General features: G+C 63.9%; 25 protein-coding genes. 2 read left to right on the top strand and 23 right to left on the bottom strand.

Features of this window, described 5'->3' with window-relative positions:
• Positions 1-11 precede the first annotated feature (11 nt).
• The 19 genes from QOL79_RS08710 to QOL79_RS08620 form a co-directional block, all read right to left on the bottom strand.
• Positions 12-812 (bottom strand): biotin--[acetyl-CoA-carboxylase] ligase, encoded by an 801-nt coding sequence (locus QOL79_RS08710; protein ID WP_502957480.1) that lies wholly within the window; start codon positions 810-812, stop codon positions 12-14.
• On the bottom strand, positions 734-2167 hold the full coding sequence (gene nuoN / locus QOL79_RS08705) for an NADH-quinone oxidoreductase subunit NuoN (RefSeq protein WP_282949675.1): 1434 nt from the start codon (positions 2165-2167) through the stop codon (positions 734-736). Before nuoN ends, QOL79_RS08710 begins: the two co-directional genes overlap by 79 nt.
• The gene (locus QOL79_RS08700) at positions 2164-3720 is read right to left on the bottom strand and encodes an NADH-quinone oxidoreductase subunit M (protein ID WP_283419338.1); all 1557 of its coding nucleotides are present in this window, start codon (positions 3718-3720) and stop codon (positions 2164-2166) included. Before QOL79_RS08700 ends, nuoN begins: the two co-directional genes overlap by 4 nt.
• Entirely contained in the window at positions 3717-5768 is a 2052-nt protein-coding gene (gene nuoL, locus QOL79_RS08695) for an NADH-quinone oxidoreductase subunit L (RefSeq protein WP_283419337.1), read from the bottom strand. The genes QOL79_RS08700 and nuoL overlap by 4 nt, the downstream gene beginning before the upstream one ends.
• Before the next feature lie 4 nt (positions 5769-5772).
• Entirely contained in the window at positions 5773-6078 is a 306-nt protein-coding gene (gene nuoK / locus QOL79_RS08690; RefSeq protein ID WP_058456728.1) for an NADH-quinone oxidoreductase subunit NuoK, read from the bottom strand.
• Positions 6075-6686 (bottom strand): NADH-quinone oxidoreductase subunit J, encoded by a 612-nt coding sequence (locus QOL79_RS08685; protein WP_204992746.1) that lies wholly within the window; start codon positions 6684-6686, stop codon positions 6075-6077. Before QOL79_RS08685 ends, nuoK begins: the two co-directional genes overlap by 4 nt.
• 12 nt (positions 6687-6698) lie before the next feature.
• A complete protein-coding gene (nuoI, locus tag QOL79_RS08680; RefSeq protein WP_283419336.1) occupies positions 6699-7217 on the bottom strand; it encodes an NADH-quinone oxidoreductase subunit NuoI in 519 nt (172 codons plus the stop codon).
• Positions 7214-7696, bottom strand: coding sequence for a hypothetical protein (locus QOL79_RS08675; RefSeq protein WP_058456725.1), 483 nt, complete (start codon positions 7694-7696; stop codon positions 7214-7216). Before QOL79_RS08675 ends, nuoI begins: the two co-directional genes overlap by 4 nt.
• The gene (nuoH, locus tag QOL79_RS08670; protein WP_283419335.1) at positions 7693-8739 is read right to left on the bottom strand and encodes an NADH-quinone oxidoreductase subunit NuoH; all 1047 of its coding nucleotides are present in this window, start codon (positions 8737-8739) and stop codon (positions 7693-7695) included. The genes QOL79_RS08675 and nuoH overlap by 4 nt, the downstream gene beginning before the upstream one ends.
• Positions 8736-8876, bottom strand: a complete 141-nt coding sequence (locus QOL79_RS08665) for a hypothetical protein (RefSeq protein ID WP_283419334.1) — start codon at positions 8874-8876, stop codon at positions 8736-8738. Before QOL79_RS08665 ends, nuoH begins: the two co-directional genes overlap by 4 nt.
• Entirely contained in the window at positions 8873-10885 is a 2013-nt protein-coding gene (gene nuoG / locus QOL79_RS08660) for an NADH-quinone oxidoreductase subunit NuoG (RefSeq protein WP_283419333.1), read from the bottom strand. Before nuoG ends, QOL79_RS08665 begins: the two co-directional genes overlap by 4 nt.
• Positions 10885-11586 carry a hypothetical protein gene (locus tag QOL79_RS08655; protein WP_282949669.1) on the bottom strand — a complete coding sequence of 234 codons (702 nt, stop codon included), beginning with the start codon at positions 11584-11586 and terminating at the stop codon, positions 10885-10887. The genes nuoG and QOL79_RS08655 overlap by 1 nt, the downstream gene beginning before the upstream one ends.
• A complete protein-coding gene (nuoF, locus tag QOL79_RS08650) occupies positions 11583-12875 on the bottom strand; it encodes an NADH-quinone oxidoreductase subunit NuoF (RefSeq protein WP_283419332.1) in 1293 nt (430 codons plus the stop codon). Before nuoF ends, QOL79_RS08655 begins: the two co-directional genes overlap by 4 nt.
• A 112-nt stretch (positions 12876-12987) precedes the next feature.
• Complete coding sequence (locus QOL79_RS08645) at positions 12988-13656, bottom strand: complex I 24 kDa subunit family protein (protein WP_283419331.1); 669 nt, start codon at positions 13654-13656, stop codon at positions 12988-12990.
• Positions 13649-13864 (bottom strand): hypothetical protein, encoded by a 216-nt coding sequence (locus QOL79_RS08640; protein ID WP_283419330.1) that lies wholly within the window; start codon positions 13862-13864, stop codon positions 13649-13651. The genes QOL79_RS08645 and QOL79_RS08640 overlap by 8 nt, the downstream gene beginning before the upstream one ends.
• Positions 13861-15078, bottom strand: coding sequence for an NADH-quinone oxidoreductase subunit D (locus QOL79_RS08635; RefSeq protein ID WP_204993054.1), 1218 nt, complete (start codon positions 15076-15078; stop codon positions 13861-13863). Before QOL79_RS08635 ends, QOL79_RS08640 begins: the two co-directional genes overlap by 4 nt.
• A 35-nt stretch (positions 15079-15113) precedes the next feature.
• Positions 15114-16034, bottom strand: coding sequence for an NADH-quinone oxidoreductase subunit C (locus QOL79_RS08630; RefSeq protein ID WP_283419329.1), 921 nt, complete (start codon positions 16032-16034; stop codon positions 15114-15116).
• On the bottom strand, positions 16034-16579 hold the full coding sequence (locus tag QOL79_RS08625) for a NuoB/complex I 20 kDa subunit family protein (RefSeq protein ID WP_374395133.1): 546 nt from the start codon (positions 16577-16579) through the stop codon (positions 16034-16036). Before QOL79_RS08625 ends, QOL79_RS08630 begins: the two co-directional genes overlap by 1 nt.
• 17 nt (positions 16580-16596) lie before the next feature.
• Entirely contained in the window at positions 16597-16971 is a 375-nt protein-coding gene (locus QOL79_RS08620; protein ID WP_058456716.1) for an NADH-quinone oxidoreductase subunit A, read from the bottom strand.
• 218 nt (positions 16972-17189) lie between these two features.
• On the opposite strand from QOL79_RS08620, the gene QOL79_RS08615 reads away from it, so the two are divergent.
• Positions 17190-17672 carry a YbjN domain-containing protein gene (locus QOL79_RS08615; RefSeq protein WP_058456715.1) on the top strand — a complete coding sequence of 161 codons (483 nt, stop codon included), beginning with the start codon at positions 17190-17192 and terminating at the stop codon, positions 17670-17672.
• Positions 17673-17794: 122 nt separating this feature from the next.
• On the opposite strand, the gene QOL79_RS08610 is transcribed toward QOL79_RS08615, so the two are convergent.
• The 3 genes from QOL79_RS08610 to QOL79_RS08600 form a co-directional block, all read right to left on the bottom strand.
• On the bottom strand, positions 17795-18613 hold the full coding sequence (locus QOL79_RS08610; RefSeq protein WP_058456714.1) for an inositol monophosphatase family protein: 819 nt from the start codon (positions 18611-18613) through the stop codon (positions 17795-17797).
• 42 nt (positions 18614-18655) lie between these two features.
• Positions 18656-19219 (bottom strand): elongation factor P, encoded by a 564-nt coding sequence (gene efp, locus QOL79_RS08605; RefSeq protein WP_283419328.1) that lies wholly within the window; start codon positions 19217-19219, stop codon positions 18656-18658.
• Between the two features lie 106 nt (positions 19220-19325).
• Positions 19326-21281, bottom strand: a complete 1956-nt coding sequence (locus QOL79_RS08600; protein WP_283419327.1) for an OPT family oligopeptide transporter — start codon at positions 21279-21281, stop codon at positions 19326-19328.
• A 136-nt stretch (positions 21282-21417) separates the two neighbouring features.
• Between QOL79_RS08600 and QOL79_RS08595 the strand changes: the two genes are divergently transcribed.
• Positions 21418-21582 carry a hypothetical protein gene (locus QOL79_RS08595; RefSeq protein WP_156416627.1) on the top strand — a complete coding sequence of 55 codons (165 nt, stop codon included), beginning with the start codon at positions 21418-21420 and terminating at the stop codon, positions 21580-21582.
• On the opposite strand, the gene thiE is transcribed toward QOL79_RS08595, so the two are convergent.
• Positions 21567-22202, bottom strand: a complete 636-nt coding sequence (gene thiE / locus QOL79_RS08590) for a thiamine phosphate synthase (protein WP_204992736.1) — start codon at positions 22200-22202, stop codon at positions 21567-21569. The two genes, QOL79_RS08595 and thiE, sit on opposite strands and share 16 nt — an antisense overlap.
• Positions 22203-22233 lie beyond the last annotated feature (31 nt).

Genomic DNA, 22233 nt, shown 5'->3' with positions numbered 1-22233 from the left:
TGCATGGACACCTAATTCCCCTCCACGGGCCGCTGCAATTCGACGTCGCCCGCGTGAACCAGCATGGTCCCCCCGCCCGCAACGCGCAAGCGCAGCGCGCCATCGGGCGCGAGACCGTCGAATAGGCCGTCGATCCCCTGTTCGGAAACATGCAGCGGCGTGCCGACCGGATGCCCCATCGGCAGCCAGGCGTTGACGATGCTGCCGACGCCTTCCTGCCGCCACGTCCACAAAGCGTCCGTCATCGCGATCGCCAGCGCCTCGGCGAAGCGGTCGCGGTCGAGGAGCGCCCCCTTGCCGGCGAGCGATGCAGTGGCGCGATCGGGGAGTTCGGGAGCGGAGACCAGATTGACCCCGATACCCATGACGACGCTGTTGCCCGTCCGCTCCATCAATATGCCGGCGCATTTCGCGCCGTCGATCAGCAGATCGTTCGGCCATTTGAGGGTTGCGGTGACAGCCGGTGCCAGCGCTGCGACGGCTTTCGCCAGCGCAACCCCGGCGACCAGCGCAAGGGTCGCGGGAGACGGGTCGCCCGCGGTCAGGTGAACGACCGTCGATCCCATGAAATTGCCGTGTCCATCGCCCCACGCCCGGCCCAGACGGCCGCGCCCGGCGGTCTGGCGGTCGGCGACGAGCCAATGCCCCTCGCCGACATGCTCGCCGCTGGCCAGTCGCGCCAGCAGGTCGGCGTTGGTCGAACCTGTCTCCGCGATCCGCTCGATCGGCGGGATCAGAACAGCACCGCCGCCGCGGTCGCCGACAGCGCGGCGAGGACGCCGATGAAGAGATAGCCGATGACCGAGAGCCACAGCGCGCTCGCGGTGATCACCGCATCCTCGACCACCGTGCCCGTTCCGCGCGGGAATTCGGTGTCCGACTTTTCGTCGAAATACATCGTCTTGATGATGGCGATATAATAAAAGGCGCCGATCACCGAAGCGACGATACCGGCCACCGCCAGCGGCACCAGGTTGGCGTTCACCGCGGCCTCGAAGACCAGATACTTCGGCCAGAAGCCGAAGAGCGGCGGGATGCCGGCAAGGCTGAACAGGAACACCGCCATCGCCGCGGCGAGGCCGGGGCGACGCTGCGAATAACCTGCGAGCGCCGGGATGCTTTCGATCTGGTTGCCGCGGTCGTCGCGCAGTTGCAGCACGATCAGGAAGCTTCCGATTGTCGTCACCATATAGACGAGCAAATAGGTCAGCACGCCCTCGACCCCCTGCTGCGTCCCCGCGGCGAGGCCGATCAGCATATAGCCGACGTTGTTGATCGACGAGTAAGCGAGCAGGCGCTTGATATTCTTCTGCCCGATCGCGCCAACCGCGCCGAGGATGATCGACGCGAGCGCGAGGAAGATGATGATCTGCTGCCATGCGCCCACCGCCGGGCCCACCGCGCCGATCACGACACGCGTCATCAGCGCCATCGCCGCGACCTTGGGCGCGGTGGCGAAAAAGGCCGTCACCGGGGTCGGCGCGCCTTCGTACACGTCGGGGGTCCACATGTGGAACGGTACCGCGCTGATCTTGAACGCAAGGCCCGCGATCACGAACACGATGCCGAAGATGATGCCGATGTTCAGCTCACCGCCCAGCGCGGCCGCGATCGTGGCAAAATCGGTTGAACCGGTGAAGCCATAGAGCAGCGAGATGCCATAGAGCAGGATTCCGCTCGCGAGCGCGCCGAGGACGAAATATTTGAGCCCCGCTTCGCTCGACCGCTCGTCGCTGCGCATGAAGCTCGCGAGCACATAGGAGGCCAGGCTGTTGAGCTCGAGCCCGACATAAAGCGTCATCAGGTCGCGCGACGACGCCATGATCCCCATGCCGAGCGCCGCGAACAGGATCAGCACCGGATATTCGGCGCGCATCGCATCCTTGAAGAACCGCGGCGCGATGACGACGCAGATGAAGCTCGCGGCATAGATCAGCAGCTTGGCGAAACCGCCGAAGCTGTCGACCGACAGCGTGCCCGAAAAGACCGTGGCGTCGGTCCCGAACAGCGCCAGCACCGCTGCGGCGGCCGCCGCCAGCGTCACCATCGCGGCGAGCTGATAGAGCCCGACCTGGCGATCACCCGCATAGGTTCCGAGCATCAGCGTGACCAGCCCGCCGATCGTCAGGATCAGTTCGGGCCAGATGAGCGCGAGATCGGCGGTCATTGGACGCCTCCCGCATGATGCGCTTCGCCCGATGCTTCTCCGTGGCCTGCAGCGGCCGGCTTGGGCTTGCCCGCGGCAAGATGCGCGTCGCCGGCAGGCTTGGCGGGCGCGAGGCGCGCGACCACGGTCGTCACGTCACCGCGCATCGGCGCGAGGAAACTTTCGGGATAGACACCCATCCACAGCGCCACGGCGGCAAGCGGCGCAAGGATCGCCCATTCGCGAGGGTTGAGGTCGGGCATCGCCTTCACATCGTCCTTGGTGAGTTCGCCGAACACGATGCGGCGATAGAGATAGAGCATATAGGCGGCGCCGAGGATGATGCCGGTGGTGCAGACGAACGCGACCGTACTCGACGCTTCGTAGATGCCGGCAAGGCTCAGAAACTCGCCGACGAAGCCGCTGGTGCCCGGCAAGCCGATCGACGCCATGGTGAACAGCATGAAGAACAGCGCATAGGCCGGCATGTTCACGGCAAGCCCGCCGTAACGGTCGATCTCGCGCGTATGGAGCCGGTCATAGATCACGCCGACGCAGAAGAAGAGCGCGGCCGAGACGACGCCATGGCTGAGCATGATGATCAGCGCGCCCTCGATCCCCTGCTGGTTCAGCGCATAGAGACCTGCGGTGACGATCGCCATGTGCGCGACCGACGAATAGGCGATCAGCTTTTTCATGTCGCTCTGCACCAGTGCGACGAGGCTGGTGTAAACCACCGCGACCATCGACAGCGCGAAGACGACCCACATGAACTGCGCCGAGGCTTCGGGGAACATCGGCATCATGAACCGGATGAAACCGTATGAGCCGAGCTTGAGCAGCACGCCGGCCAGAATCATCGACCCCGCGGTCGGCGCCTGCACATGCGCGTCGGGAAGCCAAGTGTGGACGGGCCACATCGGCATCTTGACCGCAAGGCTGGCGAAGAAACCGAGCCACAGCCAGGTCTGCATTTCCGGCGGGAAGTTGTAGTTGAGCAAGGTCGGAATGTCGGTCGTGCCCGCTTCGCGAATCATCGCGATCATCGCGATCAGCATCAGCACCGAACCAAGCAGCGTGTAGAGGAAGAATTTGAACGCCGCATAGATGCGGTTCGCCCCGCCCCAGATACCGATGATGAAATACATCGGGATCAGGCCTGCCTCGAAGAAGACGTAGAAGAGCAGCAGATCCTGCGCCATGAAGACGCCGATCATGACGACCTCCATGATCAGGAACATCGCCATGTAGAGCCCGACGCGCTTGGTGATCGATTCCCAGCTCGCAAGGATGCAGAGCGGCATCAGGAAGACACTGAGCATGGTCAGCATCAATGCCATGCCGTCGATGCCAAGCGCATAGTTGAAGCGGCCGAACAAGGGCGCGGACTCGACGAACTGCCACTGCGCGCCGCCGATATCGAAATTCGCCCACAGCATGACGCCGAGCGCGAAGTCGATCAGCGTCGCGACCAGCGCGATCAGGCGTGCATTGCGGTCGCCCGCAAAGAGGCACGCGATGGCGGCGACCGTCGGGATCGCCAGCATCAACGAAAGGATAGGAACACCGCTCACAGGAACCTCACCATCGCCCAGCTGGCGAGGCCGACAAGACCGAGCAGCATCACGAACGCATATCCATAAACATAACCCGATTGCAGCCGGACCGCGAGACGGGTCCCCCCAGCGACGAGCGCCGCGGCGCCATCGGGACCGAAGCGGTCGATGGTGCCCTCATCACCCTTCTTCCAGAAGAAGCGGCCGATCCAGAAGGCGGGCTTCACGAAGAGGATGGTGTAGAGCTCGTCGAAATACCATTTGTTGTACAGGAACTGGTGCAGCAGCCGGAACTGCGCCACGAACTTCGCCGGCAGGCTGGTGTTCCGGATATAGCTGTTCCACGCGAGGAACAGCCCGATCGCCATCACCGTGAACGGCATCCACTTCACCCACAGCGGCACTTCGTGTGCGGCGTGCATCAGATGTTCGTCGAACGCGAGGCTGCCCTTCCAGAACGCCGCACCCTCCTCGGGGTAGATGAACTGGTGGTGGAAGACGATGCCCGCGAACACCGCACCGATCGACAGCACGATCAGCGGGATGAGCATGCTCAGCGGGCTTTCATGCGGATGATAGCCCGCGGTACCGTCACCATGCGCCTCGTGATGATGCGCGTGAGTGTGATCGTGACCCGCGTCCTCATCCGAGGGATGATCGTGATGATCGCCATGCACCGCATGCTGGATGTGCTCGCTCTGCTCCCAGCGCGGCTTGCCGAAGAAGGTCAGGAAGACGAGGCGCCACGAATAGAAGCTCGTGAGCAGCGCGGCGAAGATACCGACCCAGAACGCGACCTGACCGCCGCCGCCGGCAGCGAACGCCGCTTCGAGGATGCCATCCTTCGAATAGAAGCCGGCGAAGCCCGCGACGCCCGCGATCCCGACACCGGTGATCGCCAGCGTGCCCATCAGCATCGCCCAATAGGTGATCGGGATGTGCTTCCGAAGGCCGCCGTAATAGCGCATGTCCTGCTCATGGTGCATCGAGTGGATGACCGAGCCCGCGCCGAGGAACAGCAGCGCCTTGAAGAAGGCGTGCGTGAACAGGTGGAACATCGCCGCGCCATAGGCCCCGACGCCCGCGGCGAAGAACATGTAACCGAGCTGCGAACAGGTCGAATAGGCGATGACGCGCTTGATGTCCCACTGCGTCGTGCCGACCGTCGCGGCGAAGAAGCAGGTCGCTGCGCCCACGAACGTGACGACACCCAATGCGACCGGTGCGGTCTCGAACATCGGCGACAGGCGGCACACCATGAACACGCCCGCGGTGACCATCGTCGCGGCGTGGATCAGCGCCGACACCGGGGTCGGACCCTCCATCGCGTCGGGAAGCCATGTGTGCAGGCCAAGCTGCGCCGACTTGCCCATCGCGCCGATGAACAGCAGCAGGCAGAGGATCGTCATCGTGTCGAGACGCATCCCCATGAAGGTGATCGTGCTGCCCGCCGTGCCCGGCGCAGCGGCCAGAATTTCGGGGATCGAGACCGTGCCGAACACAAGGAAGGTGCCGAAGATGCCGAGCATGAAGCCCAAATCGCCGACGCGGTTGACGACGAACGCCTTGATCGCGGCGGCATTGGCGCTCGGCTTCTTGTACCAGAAACCGATGAGCAGATAGGATGCGAGACCGACGCCTTCCCAGCCGAAGAACATCTGGACGAGGTTGTTCGCGGTCACGAGCATCAGCATCGCGAAGGTGAAGAGCGAGAGATAGGCGAAGAAGCGCGGCTGGTCCGGATCTTCCTCCATATAGCCCCAGCTATAGAGGTGGACGAGCGCCGACACCGTCGTGATCACGACGAGCATCACCGCAGTCAGCGTGTCGACCCGCAACTCCCAATTGAACTGGAGCGCGCCCGACGAGACCCAGTGCAGCACCGGCGTCACGCCGGCCTCGCCCGTCCCCATGACGAACGAGAGGAAGATCGGCCAGCTCAGGGCGCAGCTGGTGAACAGCGCGCCGGTCGTGACCAGCTTCGATGCGAACGGACCGATGGCGCGCTGGCCCAGCCCTGCAACAAGCGCCGCCAAGAGCGGCAGGAAAACGATCGCCTGGATCACCGGCTTACCCCTTCATCCGGTTGGCATCGTCGACGGCAATCGTGCCGCGGCCGCGGAAATAGATGACAAGGATTGCAAGACCGATCGCGGCTTCGCCCGCGGCGACGGTCAGCACGAACATCGAGAAGACCTGCCCGACGAGGTCGTTCAGCGCGGCGCTGAACGCGACGAGATTGATGTTCACCGCGAGCAGGATGAGTTCGATCGCCATCAGGATGACGATGATATTCTTGCGATTGATGAAGATGCCGAGCACGCCGAGCGTGAACAGCACCGCCGAAACGGCGAGATAGTGGCCGACCGAAATCACAATTCCATCCCCTGCCCGACGCCCGGATCGACCAGGCGCGTCGCGTCCTCGGGACGGCGGCGGTTCTGGGCCGAGATATTCTGGATGCGCACCCCGCCGCGCTGGCGATGCGTCAGCACGATCGCGCCGATCATCGCGACGAGCAGCACGATCCCCGCCGCCTCGAACAGGAAGATGTAGCGCGTGTAGAGCAGCTCGCCGATCTGCTGGATGTTGCTGGTATCGGTCGCGGCGGGCGCCGCGCGCGCCGCAAGATCGACCCCGCCGGCCTGCCAGGCGCCCACCGCGAATACCAGCTCTGCGGCAAGGACGATCGCGACCAGCGCGCCAAGCGGCAGATAGCGCACGAAACCGCTGCGCAGTTCGGCGAAATCGATGTCGAGCATCATCACGACGAAGAGGAACAGCACCGCGACCGCGCCGACATAGACGATGACGAGCAGCATCGCGATGAATTCGGCGCCGGTCAGCAGCATCAGCCCCGCAGCGTTGAAGAAGGCGAGGATCAGCCACATGACGCTGTGGACCGGATTGCGCGCGAAAATCACCATCGCCGCCGAGGCGATGACGATGGTCGCGAAGAGGTAAAAGGCGATGAGCTGAATCATGTGCGCGCGCCCTTATCGATAGGGCGCGTCGGCGGCAAGATTCGCCGCGATCGCGCGTTCCCATTTGTCGCCATTGGCGAGCAGCTTGGCCTTGTCATAGAGCAGCTCCTCGCGCGTTTCGGTCGCGAATTCGAAGTTCGGCCCCTCGACGATCGCGTCGACCGGGCACGCTTCCTGACAGAAGCCGCAATAGATGCACTTCGTCATGTCGATGTCGTAGCGCGTCGTGCGGCGCGAGCCGTCCCCCCCGATGGTACCGTCGGAATTCGTCCAGACTCGCGGCTCGGCCTCGATCGTGATCGCCTGCGCCGGGCACACCGCTTCGCACAGCTTGCACGCGATGCAGCGCTCCTCGCCGTTCGGATAGCGGCGCAGCGCATGTTCACCGCGGAAACGCGGGCTCAGCGGGTTCTTCTCGAACGGATAGTTGATCGTCGCCTTGGGCTTGAAGAAATATTTCAGTGTCAGCCAATGGGCTTTGACGAATTCCCACAAGGTGAAGCTTTTGAGGAGGTGGACGACAGTGGTCATGACGACTGCTCCAAGCATTCTCCCGACAACATCACATATTCGTCGCTCTCAACATGCTGGCCAGTCGCATAGCTCTTTTTGACATTTTGGATATTGAACGACATTTTTTGTTCCAAACCGCGATATTTCATGGAGATTATCGGCTTCGACAGTTCGCGCGGCAAATTTCGAGCTTCCAAAATAACCATCAGATTAAGACGACTTTTCTGGTCCTTGGACAATTTCGAGAAATGCTTAACATGCAGAAATGTCTGTTTCTTGGATTCCAACAACGATGCGCTCGTGGCTGGGCTAACGGTAACGTCCCCGGAAGATGACTTAATCCTCACCAAGACACTGAACGCATCAGCTTCGACTGACGACAGTGTAAATTCCGTGCCTCCCTCGGCGGCATTCATCGCGGTTGGCACGCAAGAATAGTCACGCTGTGTCGGCGCGGTAGCAACCGCATTTGCCAATAATAGCCCAACGAGCATCATGCCCCATACCTCGTCAGCATCAGATAGCCGGAGATCAGGAAGACCCAGAAGAGCGAGATCGGCAGGAAAATCTTCCAGCCCAGCCGCATCAGCTGGTCATAGCGGTAGCGCGGCACGGTCGCCTTGACCCAGCTGAAGACGAAGAAGAAGAACAGGATCTTCGCGAACAGCCAGATGATGCCGGGCACGGCATAGAGCGGCGCCCAGTCGACGGGAGGCAGCCAGCCGCCCCAGAACAGGATCGCGTTGAGCGCGCACATCAGCAGCACGTTGGCATATTCGCCGAGCCAGAACAGCGCGAAGCTCATCGACGAATATTCGGTCTGATAGCCCGCGACGAGTTCGCTCTCGGCCTCGGTCAGGTCGAACGGCGCGCGCGCGGTTTCGGCGAGCGCCGAAATGAGGAACATCACCGCGAGCGGGAACAGCAGCAGGTTGAAGCCGAAGGCGTTGACGAAGCCGAGCCCATGGCCCTGCTGCGCCTTGACGATATCGTTCATGTTGAAGCTGTCGGCAAACAGCACGACGCCGATCAGGATGAAGCCGATCGAGACTTCATAGCTGATCATCTGCGCGGAAGCGCGCATTGCCGAGAAGAAAGGATATTTCGAGTTCGACGACCAGCCCGACAGGATCACGCCGTACACGCCGAGCGACGAAATCGCGAGGATGTAGAGCAGCCCGACGTTGATGTCGGCGAGGATCGCGCCCGAGTTGAACGGGATCACCGCCCACGCCATCAGCGCCACCGTGAAGGTGATGATCGGCGCGATCAGGAACAGCCCGCGGTTCGCGCTCGACGGAATGATCGTTTCCTGCAGGAACACTTTCAGACCGTCGGCGAAGCTCTGGAGCAGGCCGAAGGGGCCGACGACGTTCGGGCCGCGACGCAACGCGATCGCCGCCCAGATCTTGCGGTCGGCATAGATGATCATCGCGACCGCGAGCATCAGCGGCAGCGCGATGAGCAGGATGCCCGCGACCGTCGCGACGCCCCACGCCCAGTTCGGGTCCATGCCCCACGAGATGAAGGTCTCGGTCATTTCTTGGCCCCGTCCTGATTACGCCAGCCATTGTGCGGACCGGGCACATCCGACTTGCTGCGCGGATTGAAGCCGCGCCACACCGCATAGCCCATGCCGACGAACAGCGCGCCGGCGACGATAGGTGCGCCGCTCATTCCGCCGCCTCCGCAAAGTCCGCGCCATGGACCAGCTCTTCCGAGCAGCGCTGCATCGTCGGCGACGCGCGGCAAATGGCGTTGGTGAGATAGAAATCCTTGATCGGCGACGGGATCGGTCCCTTGGCAGGCTTGGCGTCGAGCTTCGGCACCGACCAGCCGTAACCGGCAAGGCCTTCGATCCCGAGCGCGGGCACCGCGGCGATCATCGCCGCACGGCACTGGTCGAAGCTGTCGAAGCCGACCGACACACCGAGCGCATCGGCGAGCGCGCGGAAAATGCTCCAGTCCTCGCGCGCGTCGCCGGGCGCGAACACCGCCTTCTCGCTGCGCTGGACGCGGCCCTCGGTATTGACCGTCGTGAAGTCCTTTTCGGTCCACGCCGCAGCCGGCAGGATGACGTCGGCGGCATGCGCGCCCTTGTCGCCATGATGGCCGACATAGACCTTCAGCGTCTTGGCGAAGGCGGTGAAATCGACCTCGTCGGCGCCGAGGAAGAAGGCGAGCTTCGGCTTCGCCGCCACTATGTCCTTGATGCCGCCCGGTTGCGCATAGCCGAGCATAAGCCCGCCCATGCGGCTCGCCGCCATATGGACGACGCTGAAACCGTTCCAGCCGTCCTTGACCGCGTTCACCGACTTGGCCAGCGCCAGCGCCGCGCCATGGACGCCGGGAACGGCAAGGCCGCCGCCGCCAAGGATGATCAAGGGACGCTCGGCGCTCTTCAGCGCGTCGAGCGCCGAGGCGGGCAGCTTGGCGACGAGCGAGGCGTCGTCGCCGAGCCAATTGACCTTGTAGGTCTGGTCCTTCTCGGGGCCGATCGCGAAAACCTTCGCGCCCTTCTTCCACGCTGCCTTGCGGATGCGCGTGTTGATCAGCGGCGCTTCCCAGCGCAGGTTCGTGCCGATCAGCAGGATGACGTCGGCATTCTCGGCCTCGGCGATGGTGGTATTGAAATTGACCGCCGACAGGCTCGACACGTCATAGTCGAGGCCGGTCTGGCGGCCTTCGAGCAGCGTCGAGCCCAGCGCATTCACCAAGGCCTTCGCCGCGAACATCGTTTCGCAATCGACGAGATCGCCCGCGATCGCGGCGACCGACTTGCCCGCCTTTGCCCCCTTGATTGCATCGAACGCTTCGGCCCACGTCGCTTCGACGAGCTGTCCGCCCTTGCGTATATAGGGCCGGTCGAGGCGGCGGCGGATCAGGCCGTCGACATGGTGGCGCGTCTTGTCGCTCGCCCATTCCTCGTTCACATCGTCGTTGACGCGCGGCAGCACGCGCAGCACCTGACGGCCGCGGCTGTCGATGCGGACATTGGTGCCGACCGCGTCCATCATGTCGATGCCCAGCGTCTTGGTCAGCTCCCACGGGCGCGCTTCGAACGCATAGGGCTTGCTGGTCAGCGCGCCGACCGGGCACAGATCGACGATATTGCCCGACAGTTCGCTCGCGACCGCATGTTCGAGGTAGGAGGTGATCTGCATATTCTCGCCGCGATAGATCGCGCCGATGTCTTCGACGCCGGCGACTTCCTCCGCAAAGCGGACGCAGCGGGTGCACTGGATGCAGCGGGTCATCACCGTCTTGACGATCGGACCCATATATTTCTCGGTGACCGCGCGCTTGTTCTCGTCATAGCGCGTCGCGCCGCGGCCATAGGCGACCGACTGGTCCTGCAGGTCGCATTCGCCGCCCTGGTCGCAGATCGGACAGTCGAGCGGGTGGTTGATGAGCAGGAACTCCATCACCCCCTCGCGCGCCTTCTTCACCATCGGGCTGTCGGTCTTGATCACCTGCCCCTCGGCGGTCGGCAGCGCGCACGATGCCTGCGGCTTCGGCGGGCCGGGGGCGACCTCGACGAGGCACATGCGGCAGTTGCCGGCGATCGACAGGCGCTCATGATAGCAGAAGCGCGGAATTTCCTTCCCCGCCATCTCGCACGCCTGCAAGACCGTCGCGCCCTGCGGAACTTCGATTTCTACGCCATCTACGGTTACTTTAGGCATCAGCCCGCGGACCCTTCTTTGCTCGTCACCGCGACGCGATAGGCCGCGAGCGCCATCAGCGCGCGGAGACCCGGACGATTCGTCCGCAACTCCGAACCCTGCTTGATGCAGGCGGACAGTTGCGGTGCCAGCGCCTTCATCGCGTCGCGCTCGGCGTCGCTCATCACTTCGGTACGAAACAGCGCGACGCTCTGCTGCGGCGCGCTCATCACGATGCACATCGAGATCGTCTCGAGGGTGCCGCGCGAGGCGATCGGGGTCGCTGTCCGGTCGCGGCCAAGATCGGCCGAGAGCGCGGCGTCGGTGAACTTGTCGGAGAGCAGATGCTCGGCAAGGTTGCCCGCAAAGACCAGACCGGAAAAGGCCAGCTTGCTGTTCGGCGCGCAGCGATCATGCCCCTTCGCGATCGCGCGGATCTGATCCCGATAATCCTTCGACCGATAATCCTTCGCGAGCAGCTTGGTCGCGCCCGGACGGCTGGTTTTGGCTACGCAGCCGGCGAAATTATACATCGCCTGCGCCGCGAGCGGATCGATCTTTGGCGCCGTATCTTCATCGCTCTTTGGCTCGGACTGACCGGCATTTGCCGCCAAAGTCCGGTCGAAAGGATTTGCGCCCGAGGCGTGGACCTCGCGCTGGGCGAAAGCCGGAGCGGCCGCGAGCGTTGCGCCCGCGATCAGGAGAAGCAGCTTCGTCTTCATTCGGCCGCCTCCAGCGCGCCGCCATTCTCGCGAATACGGCGTTCGATTTCGGGGCGGAAATGGCGGATCAGGCCCTGGATCGGCCAGGCAGCCGCGTCGCCGAGTGCGCAGATGGTGTGCCCTTCGACCTGTTTGGTGACGTCATAGAGCGTGTCGATTTCGCTGATGTCGGCGTCGCCGGTGCGCAGGCGTTCCATGACGCGCCACATCCAGCCGGTGCCTTCGCGGCACGGCGTGCATTGGCCGCAGCTTTCATGCTTGTAGAAATAGCTGATCCGGCTGATCGCCTGGACGACGTCGGTCGATTTGTCCATCACGATCGCGGCGGCGGTGCCGAGGCCGGAGCCGAGCGCCTTCAGCCCGTCGAAGTCCATCGGCGCGTCCATGATCTCGGCCGCTGGGACAAGCGGAACCGACGAGCCGCCGGGGATCACCGCGAGGAGATTGTCCCAGCCGCCGCGGATGCCGCCGCAATGCTTTTCGATCAACTCGCGGAAGCTGATTCCCATCTCTTCCTCGACCACGCACGGGCGCTCGACATGGCCCGAAATCTGGAAGAGCTTGGTGCCCTTGTTATTCTCGCGCCCGAAGCTGGAGAACCAGACCGCGCCTCGGCGGAGGATCGTCGGGACGACCGCAATGCTCTCGACATTGTTGACCGTCGTCGGGCAGCCATAGAGGCCCGCACCCGCCGGGAACGGGGGTTTCAGGCGCGGCTGGCCCTTCTTGCCCTCGAGGCTTTCGATCATCGCGGTTTCTTCGCCGCAGATGTACGCGCCGGCGCCCCGGTGGACGAAGACGTCGAAGTCGTAACCCGACTTGGCGGCGTTCTTGCCGAGCAGGCCGGCGTCATACGCCTCCTGCACCGCGGCGAAGAGCGTCTCGGCCTCGCGGATAAACTCGCCGCGGATGTAGATATAGGCGGCGCGTGCGCGCATCGCATAGCCCGCGATCAGCGCGCCTTCGATCAGCTTGTGCGGATCGTGGCGGATAATCTCGCGGTCCTTGCACGACCCCGGCTCGGATTCGTCGGCGTTGATGACGAGGAAGCTCGGGCGGTCGGCGCGCGGTTCCTTCGGCATGAACGACCATTTGAGCCCGGTCGGGAAGCCCGCGCCGCCGCGGCCGCGCAGGCCCGACGCCTTGATCTCCTCGATGATCGCGTCCTGCCCGCGCTTCATCAGGTCTTTCGTCTTGTCCCAATCCCCGCGCGCCTGCGCGGATTTGAGGTTCCACGGCTGGAAGCCGTAGAGATTGGTGAAGATGCGATCCTTGTCGGCGAGGCTCATCGGGCCGCTCCCAATTCGTCACCCCGGACCTGATCCGGGGTCCACGACTTCAGCGCTGCGATGGATGCCGGATCAAGTCCGGCATGACGAAGGAATGAGGCGTTTGTCATCATCACCACTCCTTCCGATAGTCATGGTTGGCCTTGACCATTTCCTTCAGCGTCGTCGGGCCGCCCTCGGGCTCGCTCGTGTGGCGCTTGGGGTTCTGGGGACCGGTCTTCGGCTGCTTGCCCGCGGCCAGATCGTCGAGGATGCGGACCATCGAGTCATAGTCGAGGTCTTCGTAATTATCGTCGTTGATCTGGACCATCGGCGCGTTGGCGCAGGTGCCCATGCACTCGACCTCGGTCAGCGTGAACAGCCCGTCGGGCGTGGTCTTGCCCTTGGTCATCCCGCGGTTCTTGCACGCGGCCATCACGTCGTCCGATCCGCGCAGCAGGCACGGCGTCGTGCCGCAAACCTGCACATGATAGCGGCCGACCGGCGCCAGATTGTACATGGTGTAGAAGGACGCGACTTCATAGGCGCGCATGAACGGCATATCGAGCTCGGCCGCGACGAACTCGATCACCGGCACGGGCAGCCAGCCCTGCGTCTCGGTCTCGGCGCCGACCTGTCGCTGCGCGAGGTCGAGCAGCGGCATCACCGCCGAACGCTGGCGCCCCGCGGGATAGCGCGCGATGATCGCCTTCGCCTTCTCGGCATTTCCCGCCGTCCACGCAAAAGCGCCCCAGCGCGCGCGGGTTTCGGCTTCGTCGGGGATTTGGGGTGCGTCAGCCATGAGCGATGTGCCGCTTGTGAGAGATAAAGAGAACGAGTTGTGTCACGACGCAACCCAGCGCCGACAGCCCCATTGCCGCTCCGGCATAAATGCCGATCGCCAAAGCCAGTTCGCCCGGAATCAATGCGCTGACCCCGACAGCAAGCGTTAACAGGTAACTCAGCCCGCTGATCGCGAGCGCGATGCGGAAGGCCGCAACTATCCTCACCGGTCGCACTCCCCAAACACGACGTCGATCGCGCCGATGATCGCGGTCGTGTCCGCGAGCATGTGGCCCTTGCACATCATGTCCATCGCCTGGAGGTGGCTGAACGCCGTCGGGCGGATCTTGCAGCGGTACGGCTTGTTGGTGCCGTCGCTGACCAGATAGACGCCGAACTCGCCCTTGGGGCTTTCGGTCGCCACATAAACCTCGCCCGCCGGGACGTGGAAACCCTCGGTATAGAGCTTGAAGTGATGGATCAGCGATTCCATCGACTGCTTCATCTCGCCGCGCTTCGGCGGCACGACCTTGCGGTCGAGGCTCGCGATCGGGCCCGAAGGCATCGCGTTGATGCACTGCAGGATGATCCGCTGCGACTGATAGACTTCCTGCACGCGGACCATGAAGCGGTCGTAGCAGTCGCCGCGCGTGCCGACGGGAATGTCGAAGTCCATCTTCGCATAGGCGTCATAGGGCTGCGACTTGCGCAGATCCCACGGAATGCCGCTGCCGCGGATCATCGGGCCCGAGAAGCCCCACGCCAGCGCGTCTTCCTTCGCTACGGTCGCGATATCGACATTGCGCTGCTTGAAGATGCGATTGTCGATGACGAGGCTCATCGCGTCGCCGAACAGCTTCGGCAGCCGCGTCTCGCACCATTTGCCGATGTCGTAGAGCAGCTTTTCGGGGACGTCCTGATGGACGCCGCCCGGACGGAAATAGGCGCTGTGCATCCGCGCGCCCGACGCGCGCTCGAAGAAGTTCAGGCAATCCTCGCGCAGCTCGAAGATCCAGAGGTTCGGGGTCATCGCGCCGACGTCCATGACGTGCGACCCGATGTTGAGCATGTGGTTGCAGATGCGCGTCAGCTCGGCGAACATCGTGCGGAGGTACTGCGCGCGGTCGGGCACCTCGAGGTCGAGCAATTTCTCGATCGCGAGCACATAGCTATGTTCCATGCCGAGCGGCGAGCAATAGTCGAGCCGGTCGAAATAGGGCAGCGCCTGCAGATAGGTCTTGTACTCGATCAGCTTCTCGGTGCCGCGGTGGAGCAGCCCGACGTGCGGATCGACGCGCTCGATGATCTCGCCGTCGAGTTCCATCACCATGCGCAGCACGCCGTGCGCCGCGGGGTGCTGCGGGCCGAAGTTGATCGTGTAGTTGGTGACGGCCTGGTCGCCCGCGGTATCGGCGGTGTCGACCGGATAGCCTTCGAACATGTCGCTGCCGTGGTGCTTGACCTGAGGAGAGTCGGTCATGCGTCACCTCCTGTCTTGGGCTTGCGCGGCGCGCGCGGCTTCGCGGGCGCCTTGGGCTTGGCAGGCGCCTTTTCGGCCTTCTTTGTGGCCGGAGTCTTGGCTTTGGCGGCCGTCGTCGCCTTGGCGCCGTCGCGGCTCGTCTTCGCGGCCTTGAAATTCGCCTTCGCGCCCGCGCCGGTCTGTTCGGGCTTCTCGGTGGTCTTCGGGGTCGGCGGCGGCGCCTTCTTTTCCGCCTTTTCGTCGGCGACCTTGACCTGCTGCGCGGTCATCGGCGACGGCGCACCCTTGCCCGGCGCTTCGCCGGTGCCGCCGGCCTTTTCGTCGCCCGGCAGCACATAGTCGGCGCCTTCCCAGGGGCTGAGAAAGTCGAAGTTGCGGAAATCCTGCGCCAGCTTCACCGGTTCATAGACGACGCGCTTGTCCTCTTCCGAATAACGCAGCTCGATATAGCCGGTCAGCGGGAAGTCTTTGCGCTGCGGATGCCCCTGGAAGCCATAGTCGGTCAGGATGCGGCGGAGGTCGGGATTGCCCGCGAACAACACGCCGTACATGTCGAAAACTTCGCGCTCGAGCCAAGCGGCGACGGGCCAGACGGGCACGATGCTCGGTACCGGCGTCGTTTCGTCGGTCGACACGCGGACGCGCAGGCGGTGGTTCTTCGTCACGCTGAGCAGGTGATAGACGACCTCGAAGCGCTCGGCGCGTTCGGGATAGTCGACCCCGGCGATTTCCATCAGCTGCTGATAGTCGAGTTCGTCGCGCAGCATGACCATCACACCGGCGACCGCTTCGCGGCGCACGGTTATGCTGTCCTCGCCCACAGCAAAGACATGCTCGATCAGGTCGTCGCCGAGCAGCTTGTGCAGTGCGGGGCCAACGCCCTCGCGGGCAGCGATCAGGGGAGCGGGACTGGCCATCAGCGTTCGATCGTCCCGGTGCGGCGGATCTTCCGCTGCAACTGCATCACGCCATAGAGCAACGCCTCGGCGGTCGGCGGGCAGCCGGGGACATAGATGTCCACGGGCACGATGCGGTCGCAGCCGCGCACCACCGAATAGCTGTAATGATAATAGCCGCCGCCATTGGCGCAGCTGCCCATCGAAATGACGTACTTCGGGTTCGACATCTGGTCGTACACGCGGCGCAGCGCCGGGGCCATCTTGTTGCAGAGCGTCCCCGCGACGATCATCACGTCGGACTGGCGCGGGCTGGCGCGCGGCGCGACGCCGAAGCGTTCCATGTCATAGCGCGGCATGTTGACGTGGATCATCTCGACCGCGCAGCATGCGAGGCCGAAGGTCATCCACCACAGCGAGCCGGTACGCGCCCAATTGAACAGATCCTCGGTCGTGGTGACGAGGAAGCCCTTGTCGCCGACCTCGCTGTTGAGATCGTCGAAGAAGCTCTGATCCGGGTTGGTTCCCGGAGCGACAGGGCTGGCGACCGGCATCTGGCCGGGCATGATGATGCTGGAGCTGCTCATTCCCAATCCAACGCGCCTTTTTTCCACGCGTACACAAGGCCGATCGCGAGTTCGGCAAGGAAGATCATCATCGTGGCCCAACCGGCCCAGCCTATTTCCTTGAGGCTGACCGCCCAGGGAAAGAGGAAGGCGGCTTCGAGGTCGAAGATGATGAAGAGGATAGCGACGAGATAGAAGCGCACGTCGAACTGGCTGCGGGCATCCTCGAACGCGGGGAAGCCGCATTCATATTCGGTCAGCTTCGCCGGATCGGGCTTGTGCGCGCCGGTCAGGCGCGCGACGCCCATCGGCAGGAAGACGAAGGCCGAGGAAAGGCCAACGGCTATGACCAGAAAGATCAGGATCGGCAGATATTGCGTCAGATCGACCATGGGAGCTCGCAGTCTGTTTTAAGGCGTTTACCACCCCTTTGTTGGGCGCGCTTTAGGCCAGCAAGCCGCGCCTCGCAAGCGCTGCGGCGAGGAAATTCGTTGCCGTTGTGACCAAAAGCACAAACGGCGCTGGAACGCGCCCCTATCCTCATGATACGCGGGCGGCAGGGGTCGATATTTCGGGCCTTTGGCGCCCGTTTCGAAACTGGGGAGCTTTTATGGGACCAATTTTTCATCGCGCCATCGTCGCAGCGGCCGCCGCACTGGCACTGTCGGCGGCGCCAGCCCATGCCGAACTGGTGAATGCGAAGAATCCCGCGACGATCAAGGCGATCCTCGAGTCGCAGGGCTGGCCGGCGACGCTTGTCACCAAGGACGGCGACGATCCCTATATCGAAAGCAACCGGAACGGCCTGAAATTCCTCGTCCTGTTCATGAACTGCGAGGACAACCGGAACTGCAAGACCCTGCAATATTATATGGGTTTCAGCGACGCGAAGGATGTGTCGCTCGACCGACTCAACCAATGGAACCGGACCAAGCGCTTCGCCCGCGCCTATCGCGATGACGAAGGCGACCCGGTGCTCGAAATGGACGTCGATGTCGATTTTGCCGGGATCCCGCGCGAAAATCTGGGGGAGACGCTCAACACCTGGTCATCGCTGATGGACAGTTTCCGCGAGTATGTTTTCGAAAAGTGATGGCCACCTAGGTCGGCCCCGCCCCTCCTTCGTCACCCGGGACTTGATCCGGGGTCCATGGCTTCGACGCCGAGATGGATGCCGGATCAAGTCCGGTATGACGATGGAAGAGCTACGGCCCGTCAGGCGTTGCGCAGCGCGCCCGCGACCAGCTTCTGAAGCTTGGAATGGACCGCGCCGCTGCCCGCGATGAATTCGCTGCGCTCGATCGCGCGATCGCCGCCGCGGAAATCGCTGACGAAGCCGCCCGCCTCGCGCACCAGCAACATGCCGGCGGCGACGTCCCAGATGTTGAGCTGGCTTTCCCAGAAACCGTCGAAACGGCCCGCCGCGACCCAGGCTAGATCGAGGCTGGCGGCGCCGAAGCGGCGGATGCCGGCGACTTCGGGCGCGACCGCGCCGAAAATGCGGCTCCACTGCGCCATGTCGCCGTGGCCCATGAACGGAATCCCGGTGGCGATCAGGCATTCGTTGAGGTGGCGACGCGACGCGACGCGCAGGCGCCGGTCGTGCAGCCACGCGCCGCGGCCACGCTCGGCCCAATAGCTTTCGTCGGTGACCGGCTGATAGATCAGCGCCGCGGTCACGTCGCCCCAGCCGCCGCCGAGCTTCGGCTCCTGCACCGCGATCGAGATCGCGAATTGCGGGATCGCGTGGAGAAAGTTCGACGTGCCGTCGAGCGGGTCGATGATGAAGCGCGGTTTGCCCGGCTCGCCCTCGATCTCGCCGGCTTCTTCCATCAGGAAGCCCCAGCCGGGACGCGCGTGGGTCAGTTCGTCATAGAGCGTGCGCTCGGCGGCCTGATCCGCCTTCGACACGAAGTCGGCGGGCCCCTTTTGCGAGACCTGCAGATGCTCGATCTCGCCGAAGTCGCGGCGCAGTTTCGTGCCGGCCTTGCGCGCGGCGCGTTCCATGACGGTGATGATGCCGGAAATGGCCATGTCAAAATCTCCACCCGCCCGAAATGCGGGCGGCGTATTCAATTAGTCGGCGCGGCGAACATATTCGCGGTCATAGACATTGACCACGATGCGCGTCCCGCTGGTGATGTGCGGCGGCACCATGACGCGCACACCATTGTCGAGGATCGCGGGCTTGTACGACGACGACGCCGTCTGGCCCTTTACCACCGCATCGGCCTCGACGATCGTCGCTTCGATCTGCTCGGGCAGTTCGACCGAGATCGGGCGTTCTTCCCACAGCTCGAGGACGACTTCCATGCCGTCCTGCAGGAATTCGTGCGCGTCGCCGACGACATCCTTCGAGATGCTGATCTGTTCGTAGCTATCCTTGTCCATGAAGACGAGATCGTCGCCCTCGGCATAGAGATACTGGAAATCCTTGGTGTCGAGGCGGACCTTCTCGACCGTGTCCGCGCTGCGGAAACGGTTGTTGAGCTTGCGCCCGTCGATCAGATTCTTGGCCTCGACCTGCATATAGGCGCCGCCCTTGCCCGGCTGGGTGTGCTGGATCTTGGTGACCTTCCAGATGCCACCTTCAAATTCGATAATATTGCCGGGACGGATTTCAACGCCGGTGATTTTCATCGCGCACACTCGCTAGTTCAAGGATGGAAAGAGCCGCCGGCGCATCGCATGCGCCGGTCACAGGAGCGCGCCCTTAGCCGCGTGTGCGGCGAAGGGCAAGCGGTGCTTATTCGGCAGGTGCCGCTTCGACGCGCTTCTTCGTGCGCGAATAGGCGAACCAGCCCAGCGCCGCGAGCAGGCCGAGGCCGATGAACTGCGATGCCGTTCCAAACCCGTCACCGACGATCGCGAGCCGGTCGGCATCGCCCACCGCCGCCACCGTGCCTGCGAAAACCAGACCGTAGAGGCTGTCGCCCACAACGAGGCCCGTCGCGAGCAGCACGCCCATGCGCCGCGCGAATTCGGGCCGTGCGGTACGGTCGGCGCCGCGGTTCCAGACGTGACCGATGACGGTGCCGATGATCGTCGGCAGCGTCACCGACATCGGCAGATACATGCCCATCGCGACCGAGAGCGGCGGGCAGCGCGTCTTGTTCGTGTGCCCGCGGATTTCATCGAAGATGATCGCCACCACGCCGATACCCGCGCCGAGTCCGATCAGATCCCAGCGGAGCGTCCCGCCGAGCACGCCCCGCGCGATCGACGAGATCAGCGAAGCCTGCGGCGCGGCGAGCGCATTCGGCCCGGCTCCCGGCGCGCCGGCGAAACCGAAGGCGGTGTTGAGCAGATCCAGCACCGGCGGAATGATGAAGGAGCCCGCGACGACGCCGATGACAAGCGCGACCTGCTGCTTCCAGGGCGTCGAACCCACGAGCTGGCCGGTCTTCAGATCCTGAAGATTGTCATTCGCGACAATCCCGATGCCGAAGACGAATGCGGTGACGAACAGCGCGAAGGCGATCAGCGGCGCGCGGTCGGCGGCCGCCACCTGCCCTCCGAAGATCGCGGCGACGAGCACCGAGGCGACGAGGATCGACAGGATACCGATCCCTGAAACCGGACTGTTCGACGTGCCGACGAGGCCCGCCATATAGCCGGTGACGATCGCGGTCGCGACGCCGATCACGAGAATGAACAGGGACGCGAGCGTCAGCGCCGCACCGATCTCTCCCGCCAGCGGCCCGCCCTGAACGAAGTTCCAGATCAGCACCCCGATCGGAATCATCAGGAGCAGGCTGGTCCCAAGGACGATCGAACCGGGAAGGTCGCGCTCGGTCAGTTCGAGCGCCTGCCCGCTCTTGCGCGCCTCCGCCGCGCGGGCAATCCCGCGCAGCCCGTGCGCGATCGAACCCGCGATCCGGACGAGCGCCCATATTGCGGCAACTGCAATCGCGCCCGCGCCGACGAACCGCACTTCCTGACTGAACACAGTGCCGACCACATCATCGACCGGACCGGCTTTGCCAGCGCTCAGCCAGGGCAGCAGGATGAACCAGGAGATGCTCGCGCCGATCGCCATCGCGATCCCGGTCGCGAGACCGATCAGATGACCGACCCCGACCAGACCGAGCGACATCGTGCCGGCCACCCCGCTCACGCCCGCACCGAGTTTGAAATTCTTCGCAACCTCGCCCGCCGCGACCTTGAGCGCGGTCATTATGCCATAGAAAGCGGCGACCAGCGCACCAAGGACGATCGTCGATAGGCCAAGCTTGTTTTCGCGCGCGCCTTCATCGCCGGCCATGCCGACACGCAGGATTTCGGCACCCGCGACGCCTTCGGGATAGGGCAAGTCCGAATTGATGACGAGCGCCCGGCGCAGCGGCACCGACAGCATCACGCCGAGCACGCCGCCCGCTGCGCAGGTCAGCATCGTCGTCCAGTATGGGAAATTCGTCCACCAGCCGACGATGACGAGTCCCGGCAGGATGAAAATCATCGTCGCAACCGCGCCCGCAGCGCTGCCGATCGTCTGGACGATGTTATTCTCGACCATGTTCGACCCGCCGAGCGTCCGCAGCACCGCCATCGAGATGACGGCAGCGGGAATCGCGGTCGAGAAGGTCAGGCCGACCCTGAGCCCGAAATAGACGTTGGCGGCGGTGAACAGGAAAGTTAGCAATCCGCCCAATAGGATCGCCCGGACCGTCAGTTCGCGCATTGCCGTGCCATCGCGGCTCATAATCGTCCTTCCGCCTCTTCAATTCCGCCGTGTTGGGGTGACTTGGCGCCCCGCACAAGCAAAAAACCGACGAGACGAGGATGATTTGACGTATCGATCCAATCCCTTTCCGTCGCCCCGGAGCAAAAGGCGGCCCATGATGAACGTGGATATCCCTGACCAGCCGTCCGGTCTCCGGGCAGCCAAGCCACCGAAGCGTTCTGCTCCCTGTGCCGGGCTGTTCGGCTGGCGCAAGGAGGGCGCGCCGCCGCGGGAAGCGAAGCCGGAAAAATCGCCGGGCCGCGACTATCCGGTCGGTTGACCCTTAAGGATCGCGGCAAAAGCCTTCACTGCGGCGGCAGGCCCCTCGGGATGGTTCCAGACCGCGCCCGACACCGCGAGAAAATCCGCGCCCGCATCGACCAGCAGCTTCGCGTTGTCAGGCGTGATCCCGCCGATCGCGACGCACGGCAATTCGAACAATCCCTGCCACCAGGTCAGGATCTCGGGGTCGGCGCGGTGCTCGACCTCTTTGGTCGTCGTCGGAAAGAAGGCGCCGAACGCAACATAGTCGGCGCCCGCCTCTCCCGCTTCCATCGCGAGGTGACGGCTCGCGTGACAAGTCACGCCGATCTGTGCCCCGGGGCCGAGCAGGCTCCGTGCCTCTTTCGGATCGCCGTCGCCCTGTCCCAGATGTACGCCGTCAGCCTTGAGACGTTTTGCGAGCGCCATATCGTCGTTGACGATGAAGGCGACATCCTTTGCCGCGCAGATCGCCTGCAACGGCGCCGCAAGCCGCGCCGCCTCATGCTGGTCGAGACCCTTGACGCGAAACTGGAACGCCGCAACGGGGGCGGCGGACAGCGCGGCATCGAGCCGGTCGGGAAAGTCGCCGCCGACGTCGAGCGGCGAGATCAGGTAAAGCTGGCAAGTCGTGGTCATGGCGGGTTCATAGCGACGGCGCCAGACGTGG

This window comes from Sphingopyxis sp. Geo48 (assembly GCF_949769155.1).
Taxonomy (GTDB): domain Bacteria; phylum Pseudomonadota; class Alphaproteobacteria; order Sphingomonadales; family Sphingomonadaceae; genus Sphingopyxis.
The sequence above is the reverse complement of the archived record's forward strand: the minus strand, read 5'-3'. Positions and strand labels throughout refer to the sequence as shown.

Bases quoted from the DNA above. Each gene is read 5' to 3' on its own strand.
- QOL79_RS08675 (WP_058456725.1), bottom strand. From the start codon at position 7,696: ATGATGCTCGTTGGGCTATTATTGGCAAATGCGGTTGCTACCGCGCCG.
- QOL79_RS08595 (WP_156416627.1), top strand. From the start codon at position 21,418: ATGATGAACGTGGATATCCCTGACCAGCCGTCCGGTCTCCGGGCAGCC.
- efp (WP_283419328.1), bottom strand. From the start codon at position 19,219: ATGAAAATCACCGGCGTTGAAATCCGTCCCGGCAATATTATCGAATTT.
- QOL79_RS08635 (WP_204993054.1), bottom strand. From the start codon at position 15,078: ATGTTCGAAGGCTATCCGGTCGACACCGCCGATACCGCGGGCGACCAG.
- QOL79_RS08630 (WP_283419329.1), bottom strand. From the start codon at position 16,034: ATGGCCAGTCCCGCTCCCCTGATCGCTGCCCGCGAGGGCGTTGGCCCC.
- QOL79_RS08615 (WP_058456715.1), top strand. From the start codon at position 17,190: ATGGGACCAATTTTTCATCGCGCCATCGTCGCAGCGGCCGCCGCACTG.
- nuoH (WP_283419335.1), bottom strand. From the start codon at position 8,739: ATGACCGAGACCTTCATCTCGTGGGGCATGGACCCGAACTGGGCGTGG.
- nuoI (WP_283419336.1), bottom strand. From the start codon at position 7,217: ATGACCACTGTCGTCCACCTCCTCAAAAGCTTCACCTTGTGGGAATTC.
- QOL79_RS08655 (WP_282949669.1), bottom strand. From the start codon at position 11,586: ATGAAGACGAAGCTGCTTCTCCTGATCGCGGGCGCAACGCTCGCGGCC.
- QOL79_RS08685 (WP_204992746.1), bottom strand. From the start codon at position 6,686: ATGATTCAGCTCATCGCCTTTTACCTCTTCGCGACCATCGTCATCGCC.
- QOL79_RS08610 (WP_058456714.1), bottom strand. From the start codon at position 18,613: ATGGCCATTTCCGGCATCATCACCGTCATGGAACGCGCCGCGCGCAAG.
- nuoG (WP_283419333.1), bottom strand. From the start codon at position 10,885: ATGCCTAAAGTAACCGTAGATGGCGTAGAAATCGAAGTTCCGCAGGGC.
- QOL79_RS08645 (WP_283419331.1), bottom strand. From the start codon at position 13,656: ATGGCTGACGCACCCCAAATCCCCGACGAAGCCGAAACCCGCGCGCGC.
- nuoN (WP_282949675.1), bottom strand. From the start codon at position 2,167: ATGACCGCCGATCTCGCGCTCATCTGGCCCGAACTGATCCTGACGATC.
- QOL79_RS08620 (WP_058456716.1), bottom strand. From the start codon at position 16,971: ATGGTCGATCTGACGCAATATCTGCCGATCCTGATCTTTCTGGTCATA.
- QOL79_RS08600 (WP_283419327.1), bottom strand. From the start codon at position 21,281: ATGAGCCGCGATGGCACGGCAATGCGCGAACTGACGGTCCGGGCGATC.
- QOL79_RS08625 (WP_374395133.1), bottom strand. From the start codon at position 16,579: ATGCCCGGCCAGATGCCGGTCGCCAGCCCTGTCGCTCCGGGAACCAAC.
- thiE (WP_204992736.1), bottom strand. From the start codon at position 22,202: ATGACCACGACTTGCCAGCTTTACCTGATCTCGCCGCTCGACGTCGGC.
- QOL79_RS08665 (WP_283419334.1), bottom strand. From the start codon at position 8,876: ATGAGCGGCGCACCTATCGTCGCCGGCGCGCTGTTCGTCGGCATGGGC.
- nuoF (WP_283419332.1), bottom strand. From the start codon at position 12,875: ATGAGCCTCGCCGACAAGGATCGCATCTTCACCAATCTCTACGGCTTC.